This window comes from Mesorhizobium sp. B2-3-4 (assembly GCF_006442315.1).
Classification (GTDB): domain Bacteria; phylum Pseudomonadota; class Alphaproteobacteria; order Rhizobiales; family Rhizobiaceae; genus Mesorhizobium.
Map to the genome: position 1 here is coordinate 236,771 of NZ_VFVY01000009.1, position 21,200 is coordinate 257,970.

General features: G+C 62.0%; 20 protein-coding genes. 3 read left to right on the forward strand and 17 right to left on the reverse strand.

The features are described 5' to 3' along the window. Position 1 precedes the first annotated feature (1 nt). From FJ967_RS16260 to FJ967_RS16320, 13 genes are all read right to left on the reverse strand, one after another. Positions 2–574 carry a hypothetical protein gene (locus FJ967_RS16260; RefSeq protein WP_246675283.1) on the reverse strand — a complete coding sequence of 191 codons (573 nt, stop codon included), beginning with the start codon at positions 572–574 and terminating at the stop codon, positions 2–4. Between the two features lie 323 nt (positions 575–897). Next, on the reverse strand, positions 898–2,064 hold the full coding sequence (locus FJ967_RS16265; protein ID WP_140732826.1) for a glycosyltransferase family 4 protein: 1,167 nt from the start codon (positions 2,062–2,064) through the stop codon (positions 898–900). A 22-nt stretch (positions 2,065–2,086) separates the two neighbouring features. Then, positions 2,087–2,962: a glycosyltransferase gene (locus FJ967_RS16270; RefSeq protein WP_181175910.1), complete on the reverse strand. Its 876-nt coding sequence runs from the start codon at positions 2,960–2,962 to the stop codon at positions 2,087–2,089. A gap of 259 nt (positions 2,963–3,221) precedes the next feature. Then, positions 3,222–4,559, reverse strand: coding sequence for an oligosaccharide flippase family protein (locus tag FJ967_RS16275; protein WP_140732828.1), 1,338 nt, complete (start codon positions 4,557–4,559; stop codon positions 3,222–3,224). Then, positions 4,552–5,844, reverse strand: coding sequence for a hypothetical protein (locus tag FJ967_RS16280; RefSeq protein WP_140732829.1), 1,293 nt, complete (start codon positions 5,842–5,844; stop codon positions 4,552–4,554). Before FJ967_RS16280 ends, FJ967_RS16275 begins: the two co-directional genes overlap by 8 nt. 23 nt (positions 5,845–5,867) lie before the next feature. Continuing rightward, a complete protein-coding gene (locus tag FJ967_RS16285) occupies positions 5,868–6,680 on the reverse strand; it encodes a class I SAM-dependent methyltransferase (RefSeq protein WP_140732830.1) in 813 nt (270 codons plus the stop codon). 74 nt (positions 6,681–6,754) lie between these two features. Continuing rightward, entirely contained in the window at positions 6,755–7,864 is a 1,110-nt protein-coding gene (locus FJ967_RS16290; RefSeq protein ID WP_281405681.1) for a glycosyltransferase, read from the reverse strand. A 22-nt stretch (positions 7,865–7,886) separates the two neighbouring features. Beyond that, positions 7,887–9,047: a glycosyltransferase gene (locus FJ967_RS16295; RefSeq protein ID WP_181175914.1), complete on the reverse strand. Its 1,161-nt coding sequence runs from the start codon at positions 9,045–9,047 to the stop codon at positions 7,887–7,889. A 124-nt stretch (positions 9,048–9,171) separates the two neighbouring features. Then, positions 9,172–9,924: a methyltransferase domain-containing protein gene (locus tag FJ967_RS16300; RefSeq protein WP_181175916.1), complete on the reverse strand. Its 753-nt coding sequence runs from the start codon at positions 9,922–9,924 to the stop codon at positions 9,172–9,174. A gap of 26 nt (positions 9,925–9,950) precedes the next feature. Next, entirely contained in the window at positions 9,951–10,976 is a 1,026-nt protein-coding gene (locus FJ967_RS16305; RefSeq protein WP_140732834.1) for an NAD-dependent epimerase, read from the reverse strand. After that, a complete protein-coding gene (locus FJ967_RS16310) occupies positions 10,976–12,250 on the reverse strand; it encodes a nucleotide sugar dehydrogenase (RefSeq protein ID WP_140732835.1) in 1,275 nt (424 codons plus the stop codon). The genes FJ967_RS16305 and FJ967_RS16310 overlap by 1 nt, the downstream gene beginning before the upstream one ends. 40 nt (positions 12,251–12,290) lie before the next feature. Next, positions 12,291–13,667: a sugar transferase gene (locus tag FJ967_RS16315; protein ID WP_140732836.1), complete on the reverse strand. Its 1,377-nt coding sequence runs from the start codon at positions 13,665–13,667 to the stop codon at positions 12,291–12,293. A 306-nt stretch (positions 13,668–13,973) separates the two neighbouring features. Next, positions 13,974–14,564: a biotin transporter BioY gene (locus FJ967_RS16320; protein ID WP_140732837.1), complete on the reverse strand. Its 591-nt coding sequence runs from the start codon at positions 14,562–14,564 to the stop codon at positions 13,974–13,976. A 115-nt stretch (positions 14,565–14,679) separates the two neighbouring features. Between FJ967_RS16320 and FJ967_RS16325 the strand changes: the two genes are divergently transcribed. Beyond that, complete coding sequence (locus tag FJ967_RS16325; RefSeq protein ID WP_140732838.1) at positions 14,680–15,588, forward strand: MBL fold metallo-hydrolase; 909 nt, start codon at positions 14,680–14,682, stop codon at positions 15,586–15,588. Positions 15,589–15,639: 51 nt separating this feature from the next. On the opposite strand, the gene FJ967_RS16330 is transcribed toward FJ967_RS16325, so the two are convergent. Continuing rightward, on the reverse strand, positions 15,640–16,425 hold the full coding sequence (locus FJ967_RS16330) for a DUF1499 domain-containing protein (RefSeq protein WP_140732839.1): 786 nt from the start codon (positions 16,423–16,425) through the stop codon (positions 15,640–15,642). 79 nt (positions 16,426–16,504) lie between these two features. Beyond that, positions 16,505–18,133, reverse strand: a complete 1,629-nt coding sequence (locus FJ967_RS16335) for a fatty-acid--CoA ligase (RefSeq protein ID WP_140732840.1) — start codon at positions 18,131–18,133, stop codon at positions 16,505–16,507. 320 nt (positions 18,134–18,453) lie between these two features. Here FJ967_RS16335 and FJ967_RS16340 point away from each other — a divergent pair, with 320 nt between their 5' ends. Together FJ967_RS16340 and FJ967_RS16345 are read left to right on the forward strand one after the other, a co-directional pair. Next, positions 18,454–18,807, forward strand: coding sequence for a hypothetical protein (locus tag FJ967_RS16340; RefSeq protein WP_140732841.1), 354 nt, complete (start codon positions 18,454–18,456; stop codon positions 18,805–18,807). A gap of 129 nt (positions 18,808–18,936) precedes the next feature. Next, entirely contained in the window at positions 18,937–19,326 is a 390-nt protein-coding gene (locus FJ967_RS16345; RefSeq protein ID WP_140732842.1) for a DUF427 domain-containing protein, read from the forward strand. A 36-nt stretch (positions 19,327–19,362) separates the two neighbouring features. Here FJ967_RS16345 and FJ967_RS16350 read toward each other — a convergent pair whose 3' ends face one another. Both FJ967_RS16350 and FJ967_RS16355 read right to left on the reverse strand, forming a co-directional pair. Continuing rightward, positions 19,363–20,118: a polysaccharide deacetylase family protein gene (locus FJ967_RS16350; protein ID WP_140732843.1), complete on the reverse strand. Its 756-nt coding sequence runs from the start codon at positions 20,116–20,118 to the stop codon at positions 19,363–19,365. A 157-nt stretch (positions 20,119–20,275) separates the two neighbouring features. Beyond that, the gene (locus tag FJ967_RS16355; protein WP_246675284.1) at positions 20,276–21,169 is read right to left on the reverse strand and encodes a glycosyltransferase family 9 protein; all 894 of its coding nucleotides are present in this window, start codon (positions 21,167–21,169) and stop codon (positions 20,276–20,278) included. Positions 21,170–21,200: the final 31 nt, after the last annotated feature.

Sequence of the window (21,200 nt, forward strand, 5' to 3'; positions counted from 1 at the left end):
TTCAGCGGCTGACAGCGTTGTCGTCGTTCTGCGTCGCGGCAAGCACGCCGGTGGCAAGAAGCGCGCCGGCGAAAATCCCCTCGGGTGGGCCGAAACCGCCAGGCGCACCGCTGGATTGCTGGACGGCCGCGGTCTGTTCCGAGCCCACCAGTTTGAGGCAGATGTTGCCCTCGACACGAGAGACATCCAGGCTCGAATTCGCCGGTACATCGAGATTGCAGCCGCCCACGGCCACGGATGCCGTCCCCTTCGGACCGACCACCACACGGCTGCCGAAATCAAGCGTGTTTCCCGCCTTGGCCGGACCGTATCCGGCGGCCTGCGACACCATCACATCGCCATTCGTGGAAACAATGGAGCCAACCGGATTTTGCGGACCGTGATAGGCGGTGGCGCAACTGCACGATGCATCCTGGGCAAACGCGGAAACCGAACCAAAACCGACTGAAACGACAAACCCAACCACTGTGGTTCTAACGATGAGCTTCATTCGTTTTGTCCTTCCCTCGAAGCGGCTCCTCGGGCCCGCCAAATCAAAAGACGATGATATCAGCGCGTAACAGTTTTTTGCCATAATTCCAACCCGTTTCGCACGCGCGAGAGATTTTTGACTTGCGGCGCGCCCTTTAGAGCACATCATTTTAGCAACCACTCATTAACAATTCTGATTATCGTCGCCCAATGTCTGATTATCCGGGAAAAAACCGAGATTTCCTTTGAACCGTGACTGCGCCCGAGCGCGACTGATCAGCGATTCGACAGGGCCGGAAGATGATTCACGATCGGAGATGCAGCCAGGACAGGCTTTGGGCCCGATCGACAGCCCGGACTTGGAAGTTGGTCATGGATCAGGAGCGATCAGCTCAAAGATAGAAACAGCGCCAATATCGGCCGGGATCAAAAAGCGGAAGGCGCTCCCGCCATCGCGCCGCGGCCCCCCCCGAGCTTCTCTATCTGGTGCATGTACCTCTCGACCACGATCGTTTCCGAAAACTGCCGTTCGACCTTCCTCCTGCTCTCAATTCCCATCGCATCCCTGGAAGCGCCGTCCATGACGGTGAATTCGGTCATCTTCTTCGCCAGGTCGCCGGCGTCCCTCACCTGGCAAAGGAAGCCGTTGACGGCATGATCCACCACCTCCTTGCAGCCAGGCACGTCGGTGGCGATCAAGGCCTTAGCCATGGCGGCTGCCTCGAGCAGCGAGCGCGGCGTGCCCTCCCTGTACGAGGGCAGGACGACGCAATCGGCTGCGGCCAGAAAGGGGCGAACGTCGTCGGTGGCACCGAGATACTCGACCAATCCCTCTTCAACCCATTGCTCGACTTGCGCGCGACTGACGGCCGTGCGGTTCTCGACATCGAGAAAGCCGAGGAGCTGGAAGCGCGCGGTCGGCGCTTGCCGGCGGACGAGGCGGGCAGCTTCGACAAACTCCCCGACGCCCTTGTCCCACAGCAGCCGCGCCACCATGAGGAAGACGATGGGGCTGGACGGCGCGCGCTCGCGAGGTGACGGCGAGAAGCGCAAGAGGTCGACGCCGGAGCCGGGCAGCAACGCGGTTCGCTCCTTGCGCACGATACGAGCCTCGACGAAAAGCATCCGGTCATCGTCGTTCTGAAAGAAAACCACCCTCGAGCGGGCCAGCGCCAGGCGATACAGGGCCTTGGCAATTCGCTGGAGCAGGCCGCCACGGACGAAGACAGTGCCGAGCCCCGAAATATTGTTTATGACCGCAATGCCGTTCAGGTTCGCGGCCATCGAGCCGAACACGTTGGGCTTGATGGTGAAGCCCACGAACGCCAGCGGTTTCTCGCGACGCAGAATGCGCCAGTAGCGCCACAAAAGCGCGAAGTCGCGAAATGGCGACGTGCCGGAATTGTCGATTTCGATCTCGACATAACGGCACCCCATGCGCGGGATCAACGACGAATATTCGTCCTTGGGCGCGACGACGACGACATCATAGCCGCGCCCCAGCAATGTCTCGATCAGACCCTTGCGGAAATTGACGACGTTCCAGGATGTGTTGATCGAGATGACGATCTTCTTTCCGACTTCAGACCCCACTCCCCGCTCCTCCGGATGCCCGTCAACCCATCACCTCACGCGGTCGCACAGCGTCCGGCCCAAAAGTCTCGAACAGCCGCAAGATCGCACCGTCATTGGCTACGGAAGAAATGCGCGCGAAGCAGGCGTCTCTTGCAAGTTGCAGATCCTCGGGCCGGGCGATGAGACCAGCGACCGCGCGTGCAATGTCCTGCGGATCATCGGGGTCGAAGTCGAACTCCGGTCCCGCCGGGAGGTAGTGCCTAGTGCCGCTGTCGCGCGACATCAATACGGCACATCCCGCCCAGGCCGCCTCGATGGGAGAAACCGCGGCCGGTTCGGTGCGCGAGGGCAATATCAAGATATCATGGTCGGCATAGACCGAGATCATCCCGTCATGAGCCATGTTGTTTTGAAAACGAAGCCTGTCCGCCAGTCCCAGCGCCTGCGCCTCCTTGCCCAAGGCCTGACAGAAAGCCGTGTCGGATTGCGTTGCCTCCTCGCCGCAGAACGTCAAGGAGAATGGTCTTGACGCCGACAGGCTCGCCAGCGCCCGCAGAAGCAGACTGTGCCCCTTTCGCTCCCGGTATTTCGCCACCATCAGGATTCGAGGCGGCCAGTGCAATGGCCTGCCATGCAGCTTTGCGATCTGGATCGGCGCGAAGGGACTTCCGAATGGCAGCGGCATGGCATTCCCCGCACCGGCAGTGCCCGGATTGGACGGAAGCCGTGACGTGAAATGCGGAATACCGAGCCATCCGAAGACTGCTCTTCGCATCCATGTACCGCTCCACGGCCTAGGCTTGGCGTCCTCCTGATCGTAGATGACCAGCTTGCGCCCCTGCAAAATCGCGCACAAGGCGGCGATCCTGCAGAACCATCGCGTCACGCCGCGCACGATCACCACATCGGGATCCAAGGCCCGGAGACGCCTCCAGTACGAAACGAGACCCGGAAAAGAACGCGGCGAATTCGGGATATTGCCGGGACATCGGGGCATAAGCCGGCGCGACAACGCCGACGGTGCCATTACGCTGGGGGTAAGAAGTACATGGTTCTCCGTGGATCCTGTCTCGACGACATCAACCGAAACATGATGGCCGGCCGAGGTCAGTATGCGCACCCAAGGCACGGCGTTGGTGTGATATCTCGGCAGGCAGAACAGGTATCTCAAAGTATCAGCCCAGGAAAAGTTCGGCGGCGCGGATCCGCCGTTTCAGCAATAATTGCGACACCGCCATCATTGCCGCATAGACCAGCGCGGATACGATCAGGCCGGCCCAGGCGATACCCGCAATCCCGCCCCAGCCCGAGAGGGCGAATGAAAGCGGCAGATAGACGACAATCGCGGACGCCATGATCTTGAGAAGCGGTTTTGTACCGGCCAGAACCTGGATCAAGGGGTTGAAATGCATTCCGGCCAGGCCGAGGCACTCGGCCGCGAACAAGATGGCAAAAAGCAGCGAGGCTTCGGCATAGGCCGAACCGGCGGCAAGAACGACGACGAGCTTTTGCAGCACGATGCCACCTGCAGCCATGCAGGCGGCGACGCACGCCGAAACCAACGTGATGCGGGCATTCAGCCTGTTCAGGCGGGCCGGAGATTCCTCGTTGGACAGCTTCGCGATTTCGGGAAAGACCACCTGGTTCAAAGGACCGGTCAGCCGGGACATCATCGTCGCCAGACGCGACGCCACGGAATAGGAGCCCGCGGCCACATCTCCCAACAGGCCTGCGACAAGGAACAAGGCTACATGGCGCCTCGCATTCACCAGCGTCGACAGCAGGCTGGTGCCGGTGGCCATGACGAGGAATATCCAAAAGAAACGCCGCCCGGAATGGGAACGAAGCGGATTGAACAGTTTGATATTCTCGCGTCGGGCATGGACAAGCAACCGGACGAACAGCGTCAGATTGTAGAGCGCACCGATCGCCGCCAGCACAACCACGTAGGCGACCAAAGGAGCCGTTACCGCCCACAGGACGAGCGAGGCGAGAACCACGGCAATCCCTTGCGCGAGCTGATTGCCGGCAATGACATCGTATCGCCCCTTCAGGCGAAGCACCCCCTTGGGAGTACCGGCAAGGCTGGCCAGCAAGGCAAGACTGTAGATCAGTGCCAAGAGCCTGTTCTGATGCGATACGCCGATCGTCTCGCCAAACAGCAGGATCCCCCCCATCGCCACCGCGGTGGCGACAAAGGCGGCCGAAACATCCAGCGCGATGCCGCAGGATGCCGCCGGGCCGAGGCGTGAGCGCGACTTGGCGGACAGCCTGATGACGGGCTGCCAGCTCTCGAACGTGGCGAGGCCGGAAATGAAAGCAACATAAGCCTGGATCACGGCGAGCGTACCAAAATCCGCCGGACCGAGCGAGCGTGCGTTGAGAGCCAGCGCAATGATGGAGCACAAGGCCGCCACGCCACTCGAGGATGTCGTCACGGTAACGTCCCGTGCGACCCGCCGCGCGCGCATCCATCCGGAAGGCTTGGCTATCGCCGTCATCTCCTCAGCCATGGTCCCGACGCAAGCCGCCTGGCCCCATCACCCCCGCGGGGACTTGCGGGAAGCACATTCGGTGCACGTACACCAGTCCGAATATGAAAAGCGCCACAAGGATGACCCGCTTGGCGGAGATGAACGCGCCGAGCAGTTCCTTGCGCTGAATGTAGAATGTCAGGTGAATGATCGCGACGATCAGACCGGCCTTGAGCGCCGCGCTGCGGACATTGCGGATGATCGCTTCGATAGCGACGCAAGCCAGGGACAGGATGACGACGAGCAGCGGAAATCCTGCGTAGCCGAAATTCGCGTAGAATTCGGCCCAGATATTGGCCGCGACACCACCACTGTAACCCGGAAAGAGCAGCGGTTGGACCTGCTCGTTGTAGGTGCAGCCATCCTTGCCGAAGACCGCGTCCGAAAATGGAATGAACGAAAGCGGCACCAGCCAGAGATTGGAACAAGGCAGTGTGTAGCCGTATTTCACGATAAGGTCCAAATGCGCCAGTGTCACGAACTGCTCCAGCCCGACAAGGGTGGAATCCGACAGCTGGTCGAACTTAATTTTCTGGCCAACGAGCTCGAAATTTCCCGCCTTCACCGCCGAGTAAACTGCTTTGTACACTGCCAGGAAAAAGAAGGCGGACAGCCCGCCGATAACGTACCTCTTCTTCATCATCATCAATGGAACGTTTCTGTATCTTATGTAAAGCAAAGACAGAATCGTTATTGCGATCGACGATCTGTGACCGATATAGAGCGTAAAAAGCAGCCCCAGACAGCTAAGGGCCATAACAAATTTGGACTGCTTCCAACCCGACAGAACCCCAAAGACGACACCGATAATGCACGTGTTGTAGAATATATATTGAAACCGCCCAGTAGATGACAAAACGTCAGCTTTCGAAGCGGAAAAAAGGGCCGGATTTGCAATCGAAATCCCGCCAAAAATAGCGATCATCGCAATTATTATCAGCGACTCGCCTTGGCCATCGTTGTCGATTTGGAAATTCTGGCGTCTTGGGACGAAAATAACCATCGCCGCGACGACACAAGCGATGGCAATGGCGATGGCGTACCCCGTGCCCAAGTCATATGCGAAATCATATTTCCGCCCACCGATATCAACGTACTGAAAGCCGCCGGCAACAAATGGAACGAAATAAACCAGACTCGATATCAGCAGAAGCATTTGCGGAGTGAGCGCAAACGGCGAAACCAAATAGTCTCTTCTGAAATCCTGCACTTTCAGCCTGCTGCCTTGCTCGAAATATGCGATTTCACGCCCGATAGAGCGCATCTGGGGCGCAAGGCGGACGACACCTAGACCTCGGCCATGATTACATGTGCCTGAATCTTGGCGGCAACTTCGCCGCTGCCATGTCTGTCCGCGATTGCCGATGCCGCGTAGTCTGTCGCAGCCTCCAGTTTTCCTGCTTCCCTGGCCTCGATCTCGCTGCGAAGAACAGTCCCCTGACAGTAGGCAACGGCAGGAACGCGCGCCGAGGAGGCGCGGCTTTGTTCGGCCCTGGTCTCGATCACGACATGGGAGAAACCCGCCTCCTCGACGTCCCTACGGATCAACGCCTTGTCGTGATAGCCGTGCGGCGTGCGGGCCAGGAAACGCGGTGGATCGCCGGGAAACATCCGCGCCAGTGCGTTCGTCACGTCATCGGCAAACACGTTGTCCTCGATGCGGTCCCATACGTTGAACAAAAACCGCCCTCCAGGTTTCAGGACTCGCCTGGCTTCGCGGTAGGCTGAGGTGCGGTTTGGAAAGAACATCGCACCGAACTGACAACAGACGAGATCGAAGGCCGCATCCTCAAACGGCAGCGCCATCGCGTCCGCCTGGCGCCAACTGATGCGACCGTCAGCAGTTTGCCGCGAGGCGGCATAGTCGAGCATCGGCTGGTTGAGGTCCGTCACCGTGTAGCGCGCGCCAGCGGACAATCCCGGCGCCAATGCGCGGGTCACAACCCCGGTGCCGGCGGCGATTTCCAGGACTGCGCCCGGCGACAGAGCCGCGGCCCGTCGCGCGATGTCCGCAGCGTACGGCTCGAAAATCAAAGGCACCATGTAGCGGTCATAGTTTTCGGGAATCGAGCCCGTGAACAGCTTGTCCGTTTCCAACATGGCAATCCCCACCGTCTGCCCGATGACTCGTGAGACTAGCATATTTTTGCCTGTTCCCGACCGTTTTCCGCGCACTAGCCATCGAGGGGCAATGTCTCCCACAGCGCGCTGTAGGATCTTGCCATCCGCTCCAGCGAAAAATCAGATGCGACGCGGTCGCGGCATGCCTGACGTCTGGCCGCCCAGGATCCGGACTCGCGCATTTCCAGAGCCATGCGGGTGATGGAGCGGGAAAGCGCTTCGGGATCCTGGCTCGGAACAACAAATCCGGTATTGCCGACAAGCATGCCGATGTCGCCGACATCCGTTGCCACGCAGGGCGTGCCACACGCCATGGCTTCGGCGACGACGTTGGGGAACGCCTCGCGGCTGGAGGCAAGCACATGGATGTCGAATGCATTCATGAGAGCAGCGACTTCGTCGCTCGGACCAAGCAGCAGCACCTTGTCGCGAACCCCGTACCGATCCAGCAATCCGGTAAGCTCGGTGTTCTCGGCCGTCATTCCAGGCCCAGCCAGAACGCAGTTGGAAGGGAACTCGGCGCGCACCGACAGCTTGGCCAAGGCGGCAACAAGGTTCCTGTGGTCCTTGTCGGGATGCCAGCGAGCGACGCATCCTATGACGAACCGGTCTTCCTCCATCGACCAGGCCCGACGCAGCCGCTCGCGTGCCTTGTCATCCGGCTCGAACACGGCCAGATCATAGCCGTTCGGTATTATCGTCCAGTTCGACGCCGAGTAGCCGGCGTCGATATGGCGCTGTGAGGCCTGTTGCGAACAACTCACAATGCGGGTCGGAACCATCCTGGATATGAGCGCGCAGCCCCTGTCCACCGCCCTCGTGGCCAAGGGGGCGGCGCGAGGATCCAGACCGGAATTGTGCATTCCCCAAACAACCAGCCTGATACCAGCAAGCCGCGCCAGGACGCCTCCGACCAGATTTGCGTGATACATCCAGCACTGGACGACATCGGGCCGACAGGTCGAGAGGACACGCCGAAATGCCGCAAGCCCGCTCAAGCTCAGCCTTCCCCTCGGCATCGACAGGCAGGTCAGCGGCACCCCCGCCTCGCGAAGCAGCGGTCCGTATTTTCCCTCGTCGGAAAGCGAGACCACGGCATGCGAATGGGTGTGCTCGGCCGTGCAGAGGCGGAACAAAGCCGCCTCGGCGCCGCCATTCTGCAACCCGGTGATGACATGCAGGATTTTAATCCGGACGCTCCTCTCCAGTGGTTCTCGCCGGACCTAATCCCATCGCGAGCAGATACGCGTCGGCCACTTTCTCGACACTGAAATCGCGCGCCCGATGTCTGACGTCGGGCGGATTGGCATCGTCGAGGCCGGCCACTATCGCGGCCGCAAGGGCTTGCACGTCGCCCACGGCGACAAGGCGCCCCCATCTGCCGTCCTCCAGGATTTCCGCCGGTCCGCTTTCACAGTTCGTGCTCACCACCGGCGCACCGCAGGCCATTGCCTCGATGATCGTATTGGGAAATCCCTCCCTTCGCGACGAATGGACAAACAGCGCGGCGCGACGCATCCACGGATATGGATTCTTCGAAAACCCGACCAGGGCGACCGAGGACTGCAGTTCGAGGTCATCGATCATGGCCTGGAGCGAGGTGCGCAGCGCCCCTTCCCCGACAATCGCCAGTTTGACCGGTCGCGTCCTGGCGACCTGCGAAAAGCTGCTAATCAGAGTGGCGTGGTCCTTGGCGAAATCGAGCCGGCCGACGGCGACCAGCAGCAGCCTGCCATCCTCGTGCGCGAACGGATGATCGATGGGCGCGCCAGCCTGTGCCTGGATGTATTCGATATCCAACGGATTGTGGATCGCGTCGACGGAATTCGGGTCGAGCCCGATGCTCCTGACGAGATCGTCGGCGACGCCATGCGAGACCGCTATTATCCTGTCGGCGTGGCCGTATGTCATCCGCATGAGGAACGGCAGGAATCTCTCGCGGATCAGCTTCGTGTCGGCAAGCGTCCGGGACAGGTTGCTTCTCTCGGAGATGACCGTGCGCACTCGTTGCCTTGACAGGAAAGACGACACTATTGCCAGGATATTGGCGTGAGGCAGGGCCGACAGCATCACCCGCGGCCGCTCCGCCCTGAGGTAGCGGATCAGGCCGGGCAGCGAAAACAGCATGCGAGACGCCCTCAGGTCCACGATATCGATGCTGCCGGGGACCAGGGAAAGATAGTCGCCGACAGCACGCCCGAGCACGAGATCGGTCACCAGCCCGCGCCGGTCGAATTCCCGCGCCAGGGTAAGCATTGCCCGCTCGGTGCCACCTGCCCGGAGCGAGGGAATGAAGACGGCGATCCGGGCCTTTGGATCGACCGGCGCCTTCGCGTCTTGCCGCATGCGCTTCATCGGGTTGGCAGTCCGATCGGCGCGCTGTTGCCTTGTCCGGCACCGCGCGTCGCGCGCCCATCGGAAAGCAAACGCCGACAGCCGACCTCCAGCGATGGGGGGCATCCTGGATGGATCACTGTCTTCGCCGAAAGACATAGGCATAGGTTTCGGCCGCGTCCTTGCCGAGCACGAGAGCCGTGACGCCAAGCCAGAGGCGCCAGGCGAGGAAGGCCGGCACGAAGGCGTAAAAGTAGGAACTCCTCCAGAACAGGCGCCGCTGGATCAGTTCCAGCCCATTCTGGGCCGCGATCCTTTCCACTTCGCTTGGCAGGCATTTGTCATAGAAGGCGGGGAATCCGTCATGGCCCCTGCCCTTGTCCGGATAGATGGCGAACAACAGGCGCTGCTTGACGCGCTCCGGCAATATCCGGTTCAAACTGGCGAAAACAGCGTTGCGCGAAGGCGAGAAAATGGCAACCAGACCGCCCGGCCTCGCGCAACTGGCGATGCCGCGAAGCGCGCCCTCGCCATCGCGGACATGTTCCAGGGTCGCCTGGCATATCACCAGATCGGCATCCTGGCGTCCCGTGAACACGGTAAGGTCCGCCTCGATCTCCTCGTCATAGATTCCATCGGGAGCCTTCGACAGTTCCTCGGCGGCAAGGTCCAGCCCGACCACGACGAGCCGCAAGCGACGCTTCTGCGGCAGGCTGACGAGCGGCCTTGCCCCGCCGCCGAGGTCGTAGACCAGTGCGTCCGGCGACAGCAGTGCCGGCGCTATTTCGGTCGCGAATGTGCGATTGCCGTCAGCGCGAAGGCGTGGCGGCAAGGCTCTGTCGAGATATTCAGAGACCGCGACGTTCGCGCGCACAAACCCCCTCAGCAACGACGCCGTCTCCTTATCGTTTCGCGCTACCCCTGCCCAAAATAACCCTGGTACCACTCGACGAACCGTCCGACGCCTTCGGTGACCGAGGTGCGGGGGCGGTAGCCGACGGCCGCTTCCAGCGCGGAACTGTCCGCAAACGTGTCGGGCACATCGCCGGCCTGCAGCGGCAGGAGTTCGATCACGGCCTTGCGGCCGAGCGCGGTTTCCAACGCCTCGACATAGGCGGTCAGTTTCACCGGATTGTTGTTGCCGATGTTGAAAATGCGCCAGGGCGCGCTGCTGGTCGCCGGATCCGGATGGCTGGAGTCCCAGTCCGGGTTGGCCGCGGCCGGGCTGTCGCTGGCGCGGATCACACCCTCGGCGATGTCCTCGACATAGGTGAAGTCGCGCGAGTGATTGCCGTTGTTGAACAGCTTGATCGGCTCGCCGGCCAGGATGCTGCGGGTAAACAGGAACAGCGCCATGTCCGGGCGCCCCCAGGGGCCGTATACGGTGAAGAAACGCAGGCCCGTGGTGGGCAGGCCGAACAGATGGCTGTAGCTGTGCGCCATCAGCTCATTGGCACGCTTGGTGGCGGCATAGAACTGCAGCGGATGGTCGGCCGGACGATGCTCGGAAAACGGCATGTCGGTGTTGGCGCCATAGACGCTCGACGTACTGGCATAGGTCAGGTGCCCGACACGGCTGGCGCGGCAGGCCTCGAGCATGTTGGTGAAGGCAATGATGTTGCTCTCGACATAGGCGCGCGGATTTTCCAGGCTGTAGCGGACGCCTGCCTGCGCGGCGAGATGGATCACCCGGTCGAAGCCGTGATCGGCGAAGCAGCCGTCGACCACGCTACGGTCGGCGAGATTGCCGTGGATGAAATGATAGCCGGCATTGGTGCCGCGGCTCGCCTCGGCAAGCAGCCGCAGCCGCGCCTGCTTGATCGCGGGATCGTAATAGTCGTTGATGCTGTCGATGCCGACGACCTCGTCGCCGCGCTCCAGGAGCCGCCTGGCGACATGATAGCCTATGAAGCCGGCCGTGCCGGTGACCAGAACCTTCATCAGAAGCGCCCGTCCGTAACATCCCTTGGGAACAGACCCTTGATGTCGTAGACGACACTGGGATCCCCGCAGAGCGCCTTCAGCCCGGCAACACCCAGGCTGCGGAACTGCTGGTGTCCGACAGCAACGATGACGCCGTCATAGCGCCGGGACGGCATTTCCTTCACACTGGCAATGCCAAAGGCGCGCGCGCACTCCTGCGTGTCGACCCAGGGATCCCAGATATCGATGCCGGCATTGTATTGCCCGAGTTGCGTGACGATATCGGCCACCTTCGAATTCCTCAGGTCCGGGCAGTTTTCCTTGAAGGCGGCGCCCATGACCAGTATCCGGCTGCCGACGACGGGTATGCCCTTGCGCATCATCAGGCGGGCCGTCTGGTCCGCCGCATGCTGGCCCATGCCGTCGTTGATGCGGCGGCCGGCAAGAATCACCTCGGGATGATAGCCGAGTTCCTGGGCCTTGTGGGTGAGATAATAAGGGTCGACGCCGATGCAGTGCCCGCCGACGAGACCGGGCGTGAAGCGCAGGAAATTCCACTTCGTGCCTGCCGCCTCCAGCACCTCCGACGTGTCGATGCCGAGTTTGCCGAAGATCAGCGACAGCTCGTTCATAAGGGCGATGTTCAAGTCGCGCTGCGTGTTCTCGATGACCTTGGCTGCCTCGGCCACCGCAATGCTTGACGCACGATGCGTGCCGGCCGGCACGATCGAGGCATAGAGTGCATCGATGGCCTGCGCCGCCTCCGGCGTGGAACCGCTGGTGACCTTCACGATCGTTTGCAGCCGGTGCTCGCGATCGCCGGGATTGATGCGTTCGGGGCTGTATCCGAGGAAGAAATCGCTGTTGTAGCGCAGCCCCGAATGTCTCTCGATCAAAGGTGCGCAGACCTCTTGCGTGCAGCCGGGATACACGGTGGATTCGAAGATCACCACTGCGCCGGGCGATATGGCCTTCCCGACCGTCATCGACGCCATGACGAGCGGCCTCAGGTCCGGTCTGTTGGCCCTGTCGATCGGCGTGGGCACTGTAACGATGAAAATCCCGCAGTCGCGCAGATCGGCCTTGTCGCCGGTGAATTTCAGCCCTGTGGCGGCGGCGATTTCCTCCTTGCTGGCTTCGAGCGTATGATCCTCGCCGCGCTGCAACGCCTCCACCCGCGACGGGTTGATGTCGAAGCCGACCACGTCCCTGGTCGCCCCGAAGGCCACCGCCAGAGGAAGACCGACATAGCCAAGTCCGATGATAGCTATTTTCCGCGCGGCGAGATCCATTGCTTCCTGCAGGCACGATTGGTTTTCGTCGCCGATTTGGCTATCGCGCACCAAAACCGGTAGACATCGTTTTTATGGTTCTGAGAACGATCAACACGTCCAGCCAAGGCGAGAAGTTCTTTATGTAGTAGAAATCGTAGTGCAATTTTTCCATGACATCCCCGACCGCCGCGACATGGCCCTGATTCACTTGCGCCCATCCGCTGACGCCCGGTCTGACGATGTGTCGATACCGATAAAAAGGCAGCTCCGCCTCATACCACTGCGACAGCACGACGGCCTCCGGCCGCGGTCCGATCCAGCTCATTTCGCCGCGCAGGATGTTGATGGCCTGCGGCAGTTCGTCGATCCTGTATTTGCGCAGAAAATGCCCCACCCGCGTGATGCGGTCGTCGTCGCGTTTGGTGATCGCCCTGTCCTTGTCGCTGCCGGAGCCTGCTTGCTGGCGCATCGAGCGAAATTTGTAGACGGTGCAGATCCTGCCCCTGTAGCCGATGCGCGGCTGGCAAAACAGCACCGGCCCTTCCGAATCCAGCCTGATCAGCAGCGCTACAAGCAGCAGAACGGGAGAAAGGACGATGACCAGGACAAGCGCGGAAATCCAGTCGACTGCCTGCTTGATCTTCAGATAGGCCTGATTCGGATTGAGCGAGCCGAGCGTGTTTTCCGACAGATGCTCGATCTCGACACGGCCCGTCAACGACTCGCTGACCTGCTTGACGTGGTAGACGGGCGTGCCCGACAGCGCCCGGTCGGCGATGTAACGCTCCCATTCGGCGCCGAGATTGGCACGCAAATCGACAACCACGCCGCTCGCCCTTTCGATGACGGTGCCGGGCGACCTGAGCCAGAACCAGTGCACCCCCGGCAAGGCTTTCAGGCGCTCGACGTCGCCACCGGGGATGACGGCCAGCCGGTACGGCTCCAGGCGCCGGGTCATGAGGCTCAGGCCGAAATACCAAAGCGTGGACTGCGTGAAGCTAGCCGCAGCCTGAAACCGGCTATACTCGAAGCGGAAAAAGAAAATGGTCAGGAAAACAAGGCCATAGGATAGGACGAATGTCGGCAGGATATAACTTGCCGCGGCCACACCGGGAAAATTGCCGATCCGGCGATAGGCGAGAAAGCCCGTGACATGCGCAATGATGGCGGCCGCGACGGTTATCTGCAGATTGGCCGAGTAGAACGCGTCCGGATAGGAGGCTATCCGGATCAATGCCGGCGCGATGATTGCGAATGTCAGTCCGCCGACGAGCTGGAAACGAATTCTGAAGAGGAAATGACGGCTTCCGACAATCGTTGATGTGGCGACATTCAACTTCTTCCCCCTTCCCTTCCCCGAAGGTGCCCCGTGTCGGCAATCGCCACTACACTTGGCAGGCCACTCATCCGCAAAGCGAATCGGACCTCTCGCCATGGGCGATTCGACTCAGTCGAAGATCAAGAGCTACGCCAGCGCGGCCGCGCCAGCAAGCATCTATTTGACAGCAACATTAGGCGGGAATTTTCATCAGCAGCATTGCTGCGTGCAATCTACAAGCCGCTGCTAATGCGACGACTTACTCTTCGAGCTGGAAAAATACAGCCGGTGTCCCGGCCGATATAGACGCGATATCCTTGGCGCCGATCGGGTCTCACGCCAAATCCGCCGGACCGCCTGGCGAGATCGCGATCGGAAGTAGTCTGCGGGTCCGGAATGTTCCGGACCCGATGCTCGCAAATTTCAGGCGCGCTTCAGCAACGACCAGACGGCCGGTACCAGGCTTGCCGCGAGCGCAACCTTGATCAGGTCGCCGACGATGAACGGCACGACGCCGAACTGCCAGGACTTTTCCGGGCCGATCAACATTGCCAGCCAGGCAAACCCCATCGCCATCATGACGACTTCGCCAACCAGCATGGCGTTGAAAAGCTTGATCGGATGACGGTCCCAGCCGCGGTCGGCAGCCCAGCCGACAATGGCCGCCATGACCACGAAGCCAGCGAGATAGCCGCCGGTCGAGCCGACCATATAAGCAAGGCCGATGCCCTTTTCCGGCGTGCCCTGGAAGACCGGGAAGCCCATCGCGCCTTCCGCCATGTAGAGCAGCAAGGTGGCGACGCCGAGCCGCATGCCGAAGGCGGCGGCGATCAGGAAGACGGCGAGCGTCTGCATGGAGATGTCGACAGGCCCAAGCACGACCCTGGTCTTGGCCGAAAGGGTGAGCAGCAGCGTTCCGGCAATCGCCAGGATGAACTGCGTTGCCAGCCGCGCCGCGCCGTCCTGCGGCATGGCCAGAAAAACAAGCGGGCGCGTCGTAGTTGCGGTCGTCATGGTCTTCCCCAATCCAATTTAGCCGCGAACCAACCATCGCGGTCTTGCGTTTTCCTATATTGGCTTGCGTGCTATGCGGCAATCGGTTTTGCCGTTCCGGGAACAATGTGCCGACATGGCTGTCAAATTCGATACCAGTTTCGAACCCGCCTATGGCCAAGGCGTAGGCGTGGCTCCCGGCGTGCAACGCGTCACGGCCCGCAACCCCAGCCCCTTCACCTTTCACGGCACCAACAGCTATGTCGTGGGGCACGACACGCTGGCCGTGATCGATCCCGGCCCGGACGACGAAACGCATCTCAAGACCTTGCTCGACTTGATCGCCGGCCGGCCGGTCAGCCATATCTTCGTCAGCCACACGCATCGCGACCACTCTCCGCTGGCGGCCAGGCTGAAGGAGCGCACCGGCGCCCAGGTGCTGGCGGAAGGGCCGCACCGGCCGGCAAGGCCGCTGCATATCGGGGAAACCAATGCGCTCGACGCCAGCGCCGACACCGCTTTCGTTCCCGACACCGCATTGCCGGATGGCGCGTTGGTCAATGGCGACGGCTGGGCGATCCGCACGGTGCTGACGCCCGGCCACACGGCCAATCACGCAGCGTTCGCGCTGGAAGGCACCGGCATCCTGTTTTCAGCCGATCATGTCATGGGCTGGGCAACCTCGATCGTCGCCCCGCCCGATGGGGCAATGGCCGATTACATGGCATCCCTCGACAAACTGATCGAGCGCGACGACCGCCTGCTGTTGCCCGGCCACGGCGGGCCGGTGACGGCACCGCGCGCTTTCATGCGCGGACTGAAGACCCATCGCAAGATGCGCGAGCGGGCCATAGTCGAGCGGGTCAGGGCCGGCGACAGGACGATTCCCGACATGGTCAAGGCGATCTACAGGGACACCGATCCCCGGCTGCACGGCGCCGCCGGCCTGTCGGTGCTTGCCCATCTGGAAGACCTGGTGGCGCGCGGCGTGGTGACGACGGATGCCGCTCCCGCCATCGACGGCGTTTTCAAGCCAGGCCGATAGGCGAAGCCATCACGCGCGCCGACCCGCCGGTGCACTGCGTCCGGAAGACAACTACTCGGCCGGCGCCGCCCCGACCTGGCCGGCGACTTCCTGGTCCAGCTCCGCCAGGAACGCGGTGATGCGCGCGGCATTGTCGCCAAGGTCGTGGCGGCCGTAACGCGAGGCGGACCGCATGTCGACGATGACAGTGTCGCCGTCATCGGTCACACGAATGGCGACATCGGCGGGAAGACCAAGAACGAAACTCGAGGCAGTGGCGGTGATGGTCACCTCCGTCTGACCGGCGACTTCGGGATAAGGTTCCGAAAGGTCCCAGCCGCGCCGGTCGAGCACGGTTTCAACGGCATTGACGATGGTCTCGAATGGCAGGTCGTAGCTGCGAGCGGTGACCAGTGGATAACTGTCGGTCTGCAACGTCTGCTCGCCCGGCGTCGACGGGGACAGCACGTTCATGTCCGCGGTCCGGTCACCGACGTCGAGCGCCGGCGGCTCTTCAAAATCGGTCGAGATGTCGCGCAACGGCGGATAGATCGACGCCCAGTAGGCGGCAACGCCGTAGGGAGTGAGCACCAGCAGTGCCAGCAAGGCGCCGACGGTCAGATCGCGGCCGCCACGGTCGCCAAAATTCCACAGCCTGGCAAAGGCCAGGCCGGCAAACAGCAGGGCCAGCGCCGCCAGCAGGGCGACAACGCCCAGCACCCACAGGAACACCGGCGTCTGGACGAGGCCGAAGCGGTGGCCGACAAAGTTCGTCAGCAGAAGCACCGCCGAAAAGGCGGCCGTGCGCCGCGACCAGCCGGCAGCCTTCGACGTTTGCCGTTCGGGAATGCTAACCATTATTCTCTGCGCTGCCCCAACCCGGACGGAGGTTTAGTGCCTTTTTGCGGCGGCTTGAAGCCGAAACTCGCGACATTCCTCAATCCGTCGGCAAACGATAGTCCCTGAACTGCTGACGCAAGGTGATCTTCTGGATCTTGCCGGTGGCGGTGTGCGGTATCTCACCGACGAAAGCGACGTCGTCGGGCATCCACCATTTGGCCACCTTGCCATCCATGAAATCGAGAATCTGCGCCTTGGTCGGTTGCTTGCCCGGCTTGGCCACGACAACCAGCAAGGGCCGCTCACCCCATTTCGAATGCTGGACGCCAATGGCCGCCGCTTCTGCCACGTCGGGGTGGCCGACCGCCAGATTCTCCAGGTCGATGGTCGAAATCCATTCGCCGCCCGACTTGATGACGTCCTTGGCGCGGTCGGTGATCTGCATGTAGCCGCCGGCATCGATATGGGCGACGTCTCCGGTGTCGAACCAGCCGTCCTCGTCGAACTGCTCCGCGCCGGCGCCGCCGTAATAGGCGCGGGCGACCGCCGGACCGCGTACCTTCAGCCGGCCAAATGTCTTGCCGTCCCAGGGCTGATCGTTGTCCTCGTCGTCGGTGACTTTCATTTCGACGCCGAAGGGCGGGTAACCCTGCTTGCTCTGGATATCGAGACGGGCCTCGCCCTCGAGCGCGGCATAGTCCGGCTTCATCGTGCACAGCGTGCCGAGCGGCGACATTTCGGTCATGCCCCAGGCATGGATGACCTGGACACCGTAATTGTTCTGGAACTTCGTCATGATGGCGCGCGGGCAGGACGAGCCGCCGATGACGACCTTGTTCAGATGCGCAAGCGTCTTGCCGGTTTCCTCCAGATATTGCAGCAGCATCATCCATACGGTCGGCACGGCGGCGCTGAAGGTCACCTTCTCCTGATCGAGCAATTCGTAGATCGAGGCCCCGTCCATCTTGCAGCCAGGCATGACCAGTTTGGCGCCGATCATGGGACCGCTCTGGCCAAGTCCCCAGGCGTTGGCGTGAAACATCGGCACCACCGGCAGGATCGTGTCGCGCGCCGACAGGCCCATGGCGTCGGGCATGGCCGCGATCATGGCGTGAAGCACGTTCGAACGATGGCTGTAGACGACGCCCTTGGGATCACCCGTCGTGCCCGACGTATAACACATGCCGGCGGCGGTGCCTTCGGGGAAGGTCTTCCAGGCGAAGTCGCCGTCGGCCTCGTCAAGCCACTCCTCATAGGCGACGGCACCGGGCAGGGTCGTCGGCGGCAGGTGCGCCTTGTCGGTGAGCACGATCACCTTCTTCAGCGATTTGACGGCGCCGGCGATCTTCTCGAGCAAAGGGATGAAGGTGAGGTCGACGAAGACCGCCTTGTCCTCGGCGTGGTTCATGATCCAGACGATCTGCTCGGGAAACAGGCGCGGATTGAGGGTGTGGTAGATGGCACCGATGCCCATGATGCCGTACCAGGCCTCGATATGGCGGGCGGTGTTCCAGGCCAGCGTCGCGATGCGGTCGCCCAAGGCAAAACCGTCGCGCTCCAGGCGCTGCGCGACCTTGAGGGAACGGCGATGGATGTCGGCGTAGGTGGTGCGCACGATCGGTCCCTCGATCGAACGCGACACGATCTCGCGCGCACCATGCTGCCGCTCGGCGTTGTCGATCAGCTTATGGCATAGCAGCGGCCATTCCTGCATCAGTCCCAGCATGCCGGTTCCTCTCCCTCACGCTTTTCGCGTTTCGCTTTTGGGCGCATTGTGAAGCGAACCGGGGAATTGTCCAGCCACTCGCAAGCGCAACGCGCGAAAGGCGCAGTAAGCCTGGACTGGCAAACGGTTGAATCCGGAGGCTTTTTGATTTCGCCTGGGCGGCCCTGCTGCCATTGGAATGGCAGTGGCTTCAAATGCATTACATCGATGCAAACTCTCGTGATCGAAGCGGTCGCAGAAAGTGCCACAATCCGGCCATCGTCGGTGTTAAGTTTCGTTAATGGGCAAAGGGGTGCGATTGGCGACTGAAAGAGGTTCGCATGGACGCGCTCGACGATAAGGATCTCGAGAGTACGCTTGCCGAAAGCCTGGCCGATCTGGTGCCGGACGAAAAGACGGTTTCCGAAGACGAGTTCGTCGAAGTCGTCGGCGGCGCGCTCGAAGCTGTCGGAGGCACGCTGCTGTTCAAAATGTGCGTCCAGAACGAAGGCGAAGGCCAGCATGTCGCGGCGGCATCCGTCGGCGATGGCGGCAACCGCCAGTTCCTGCTGCTGACCTTGCCAACCGGCGGCGGAGCACTGAAGGTCGAGACCGTCTCGAGAAGCAGCAACCCGGTGGCCGGCATCGCGGCCGCCTATGCCGGGTTGATCGACGCCTTCAAGACCGCCGCTTGAGTTTGTGCCACCACGCCAAGTGAGCGTTGCGCCACGCACATGCGCATCGCGTCCGTCTGTCTGTGACGGCGGGGTCTTGCGCAGCCCGGCCGCCCACCACACTTAAGGTCGGGGCAAGGAGAGACCAGCATGGACAAGATCGCGAACCCGGCACCCGGCTTCCAGCGCAATCCAGACAAGATCATCACGATAGAGCCCTATTCGGGCACCGTCACGGTCCGTGCCGGCGATACGGTCATCGCCTCGTCGGCGAACGCCAAGGTGCTGACGGAGGCCCCCTACCCCGCCGCCTTCTACATTCCGTTCGCCGACATCGATTTCGACAAGCTCAGCCGGACCGACCATGCGACCCACTGCCCCTACAAGGGTGACGCCAGCTATTGGAGCGTGCTGCCGGCGGGCGAAGCGGGCAAGGACGCGATGTGGGCCTATCGGCAGCCTTTCGACGAAATGATCGCCATCCGCGATCACGGCGCATTCTACGCCAGCAAGGTCACCATCGAAGCCAAGCCAGGCTGAGCAAGGCCGGCTCCAGCATCGCTGCCCCCTGCAAGGTCAGTCGGTGGTGCCGTGATTGCCGAAACCATCGACATCGTCGAGCCGCACAAAGGTCATGCCTTTGGCCTTGAGTTCCAGCAGGCCCTGGACCACGCCCTCGCCGGCGGCGTGGGTCGGCTGGTTGATGTGTGAGATGATGACGTCGCCGTCCTTGGCCGCGGCGATGCGTCTGGCCGTCTCCTTTGCACCCAGCAGCGAACCGCCGTCGCCATTGATCGAGAAGCCGGCGATCTTGAAGCCGAGCTTGCGGATCATGGCGATGGCCGAGGGGCTGTACTCGGCCGTCGCGCCGCGGAACCATTTCGGCGCCGGCTCGCCGGTCCTGGCAAGCGCCGCGACGCCCGATTCGACCTCGGCGAGCACCGCTTCCGGGCTGCCGGCGCTCTTTATGCCGTAGATCTTCTGGGGCGTGTCGACCGCGGGCACATGGCGGCCGCCGTGATTTTCAAGTTCGAACAGGTCGGGATGCGCCTGCATGATCGCAACGGCCTCGGCGTTTCGCTTCAGCCAGATGCCGGTGACGAAAATGGTGGCCGGTATCTTGTTTTCCACCAGCGCCGAGAGAATCCGCGTATCTGTCTTGCCGCCGCACGCATCGAGCGTAAGCGCAACGCGACCGGTTCCGCTTGCCGCCGGCTTGATGTGCAGCGTCGGCTCGACCAGCGGCGCGGCCTGGGCGGAGAAAGCCTGGGCGCTCGATATCAGCGCCACCGACATGGCGATCATGCAGAGATGTTTTTGCAGCAGACGCATCTAACCAAATTCCCGACCGACGAGTTCAAGCCGGCATCCCAAAACCCGCATGAAGGCAAAATCGGGACAATGGATAGCAGAAAACCACCTGGCGCGGCAATTTGACCTTACGCCTGGTGAACGACCATCATGCGACAGCCTTGCCGATCCATCGGCCTCACACCGCGCGTTCCTTTTGCAGCCCGGTGCGCGCCATGATCTCGCGCGCCGCATCGACGACCGGCTTCACCTCCAGGCGCCAGACGCAGCAAGCCTTGCTGGGGTCGGGCCAGCGACACAAATCCCTGGCCACGCAATCGCACGGCATTGACGGCCGAAGCGCAATGCAGGGCACGCCGACAGGTCCCCAGCGTGACGGATGCGTCAGGCCGAAAAGGCCGACAACCGGGGTGCCCGCGGCAGCGGCCATGTGCATTGGGCCACTTTCATTTCCAAGAAACAGCCGAGCCTGTTCCAGGACCGCCAGAAGGCTCTCCAGCGACAGGGTTCCGACCAGGTTGACCACCGGTGTCGCCGTCCCGGCGACGATGCGCGCGGCGGTCTCGCGTTCGCCCGGCCCGCCCACGAGGGCGACGCCCAGTCCGGTTTCGGTTGCAATCTCGTCAATCGCCTCGGCGAAGCGCTCCGGCTGCCATTGCCGGCCCTTGAAGCTCGCGCCCGCATGGACGGCGACAAAGGCGTTGGGGTGGATATGGTGTCTGCCCAGAAGTGCGAGCGCCTTGGCGGTCTCGAATGGCAGCGGCTGGATGCTCGGTACCGTCACGCGCAGATCGACGCCGAGCGCTTCAAGGGGAGAGAGATAGCGATAGACAAAATGCTGGCCACCAAACCCGTATGGTTTGGCAAATACGTTGGCGGGCTGCCGCTCAAGGAGTTTCAGTGGCCTTTCGGGAGGGTTGTAGCCGACACGTGTCCCGGCGTTGACGAATCCGTTGACGATGCGGGACGTCTTGGAGTCGGTCAGATCGATCGTCAGGTCGAAATGGAACCGGCGCAGCGCCCGCACCATGGCGTAGAGTTCTTTTGCGCGCTCAAGCGTGGTGCCCCGCATGCGGGGCCGCCTGAAGGAAACCACCTCGGAA

What these genes read in the sequence shown, in the direction of transcription:
- FJ967_RS16295 (WP_181175914.1), bottom strand. Translation starts at nt 9,047, where the DNA reads ATGCGGCAAGACGCGAAGGCGCCGGTCGATCCAAAGGCCCGGATCGCC.
- FJ967_RS16325 (WP_140732838.1), top strand. Translation starts at nt 14,680, where the DNA reads ATGGCTGTCAAATTCGATACCAGTTTCGAACCCGCCTATGGCCAAGGC.
- FJ967_RS16275 (WP_140732828.1), bottom strand. Translation starts at nt 4,559, where the DNA reads ATGGCTGAGGAGATGACGGCGATAGCCAAGCCTTCCGGATGGATGCGC.
- FJ967_RS16315 (WP_140732836.1), bottom strand. Translation starts at nt 13,667, where the DNA reads ATGGCGAGAGGTCCGATTCGCTTTGCGGATGAGTGGCCTGCCAAGTGT.
- FJ967_RS16330 (WP_140732839.1), bottom strand. Translation starts at nt 16,425, where the DNA reads ATGGTTAGCATTCCCGAACGGCAAACGTCGAAGGCTGCCGGCTGGTCG.
- FJ967_RS16350 (WP_140732843.1), bottom strand. Translation starts at nt 20,118, where the DNA reads ATGCGTCTGCTGCAAAAACATCTCTGCATGATCGCCATGTCGGTGGCG.
- FJ967_RS16335 (WP_140732840.1), bottom strand. Translation starts at nt 18,133, where the DNA reads ATGCTGGGACTGATGCAGGAATGGCCGCTGCTATGCCATAAGCTGATC.
- FJ967_RS16310 (WP_140732835.1), bottom strand. Translation starts at nt 12,250, where the DNA reads ATGGATCTCGCCGCGCGGAAAATAGCTATCATCGGACTTGGCTATGTC.
- FJ967_RS16305 (WP_140732834.1), bottom strand. Translation starts at nt 10,976, where the DNA reads ATGAAGGTTCTGGTCACCGGCACGGCCGGCTTCATAGGCTATCATGTC.
- FJ967_RS16345 (WP_140732842.1), top strand. Translation starts at nt 18,937, where the DNA reads ATGGACAAGATCGCGAACCCGGCACCCGGCTTCCAGCGCAATCCAGAC.
- FJ967_RS16285 (WP_140732830.1), bottom strand. Translation starts at nt 6,680, where the DNA reads ATGTTGGAAACGGACAAGCTGTTCACGGGCTCGATTCCCGAAAACTAT.
- FJ967_RS16355 (WP_246675284.1), bottom strand. Translation starts at nt 21,169, where the DNA reads ATGCGGGGCACCACGCTTGAGCGCGCAAAAGAACTCTACGCCATGGTG.
- FJ967_RS16340 (WP_140732841.1), top strand. Translation starts at nt 18,454, where the DNA reads ATGGACGCGCTCGACGATAAGGATCTCGAGAGTACGCTTGCCGAAAGC.
- FJ967_RS16320 (WP_140732837.1), bottom strand. Translation starts at nt 14,564, where the DNA reads ATGACGACCGCAACTACGACGCGCCCGCTTGTTTTTCTGGCCATGCCG.
- FJ967_RS16280 (WP_140732829.1), bottom strand. Translation starts at nt 5,844, where the DNA reads ATGCGCTCTATCGGGCGTGAAATCGCATATTTCGAGCAAGGCAGCAGG.
- FJ967_RS16260 (WP_246675283.1), bottom strand. Translation starts at nt 574, where the DNA reads ATGGCAAAAAACTGTTACGCGCTGATATCATCGTCTTTTGATTTGGCG.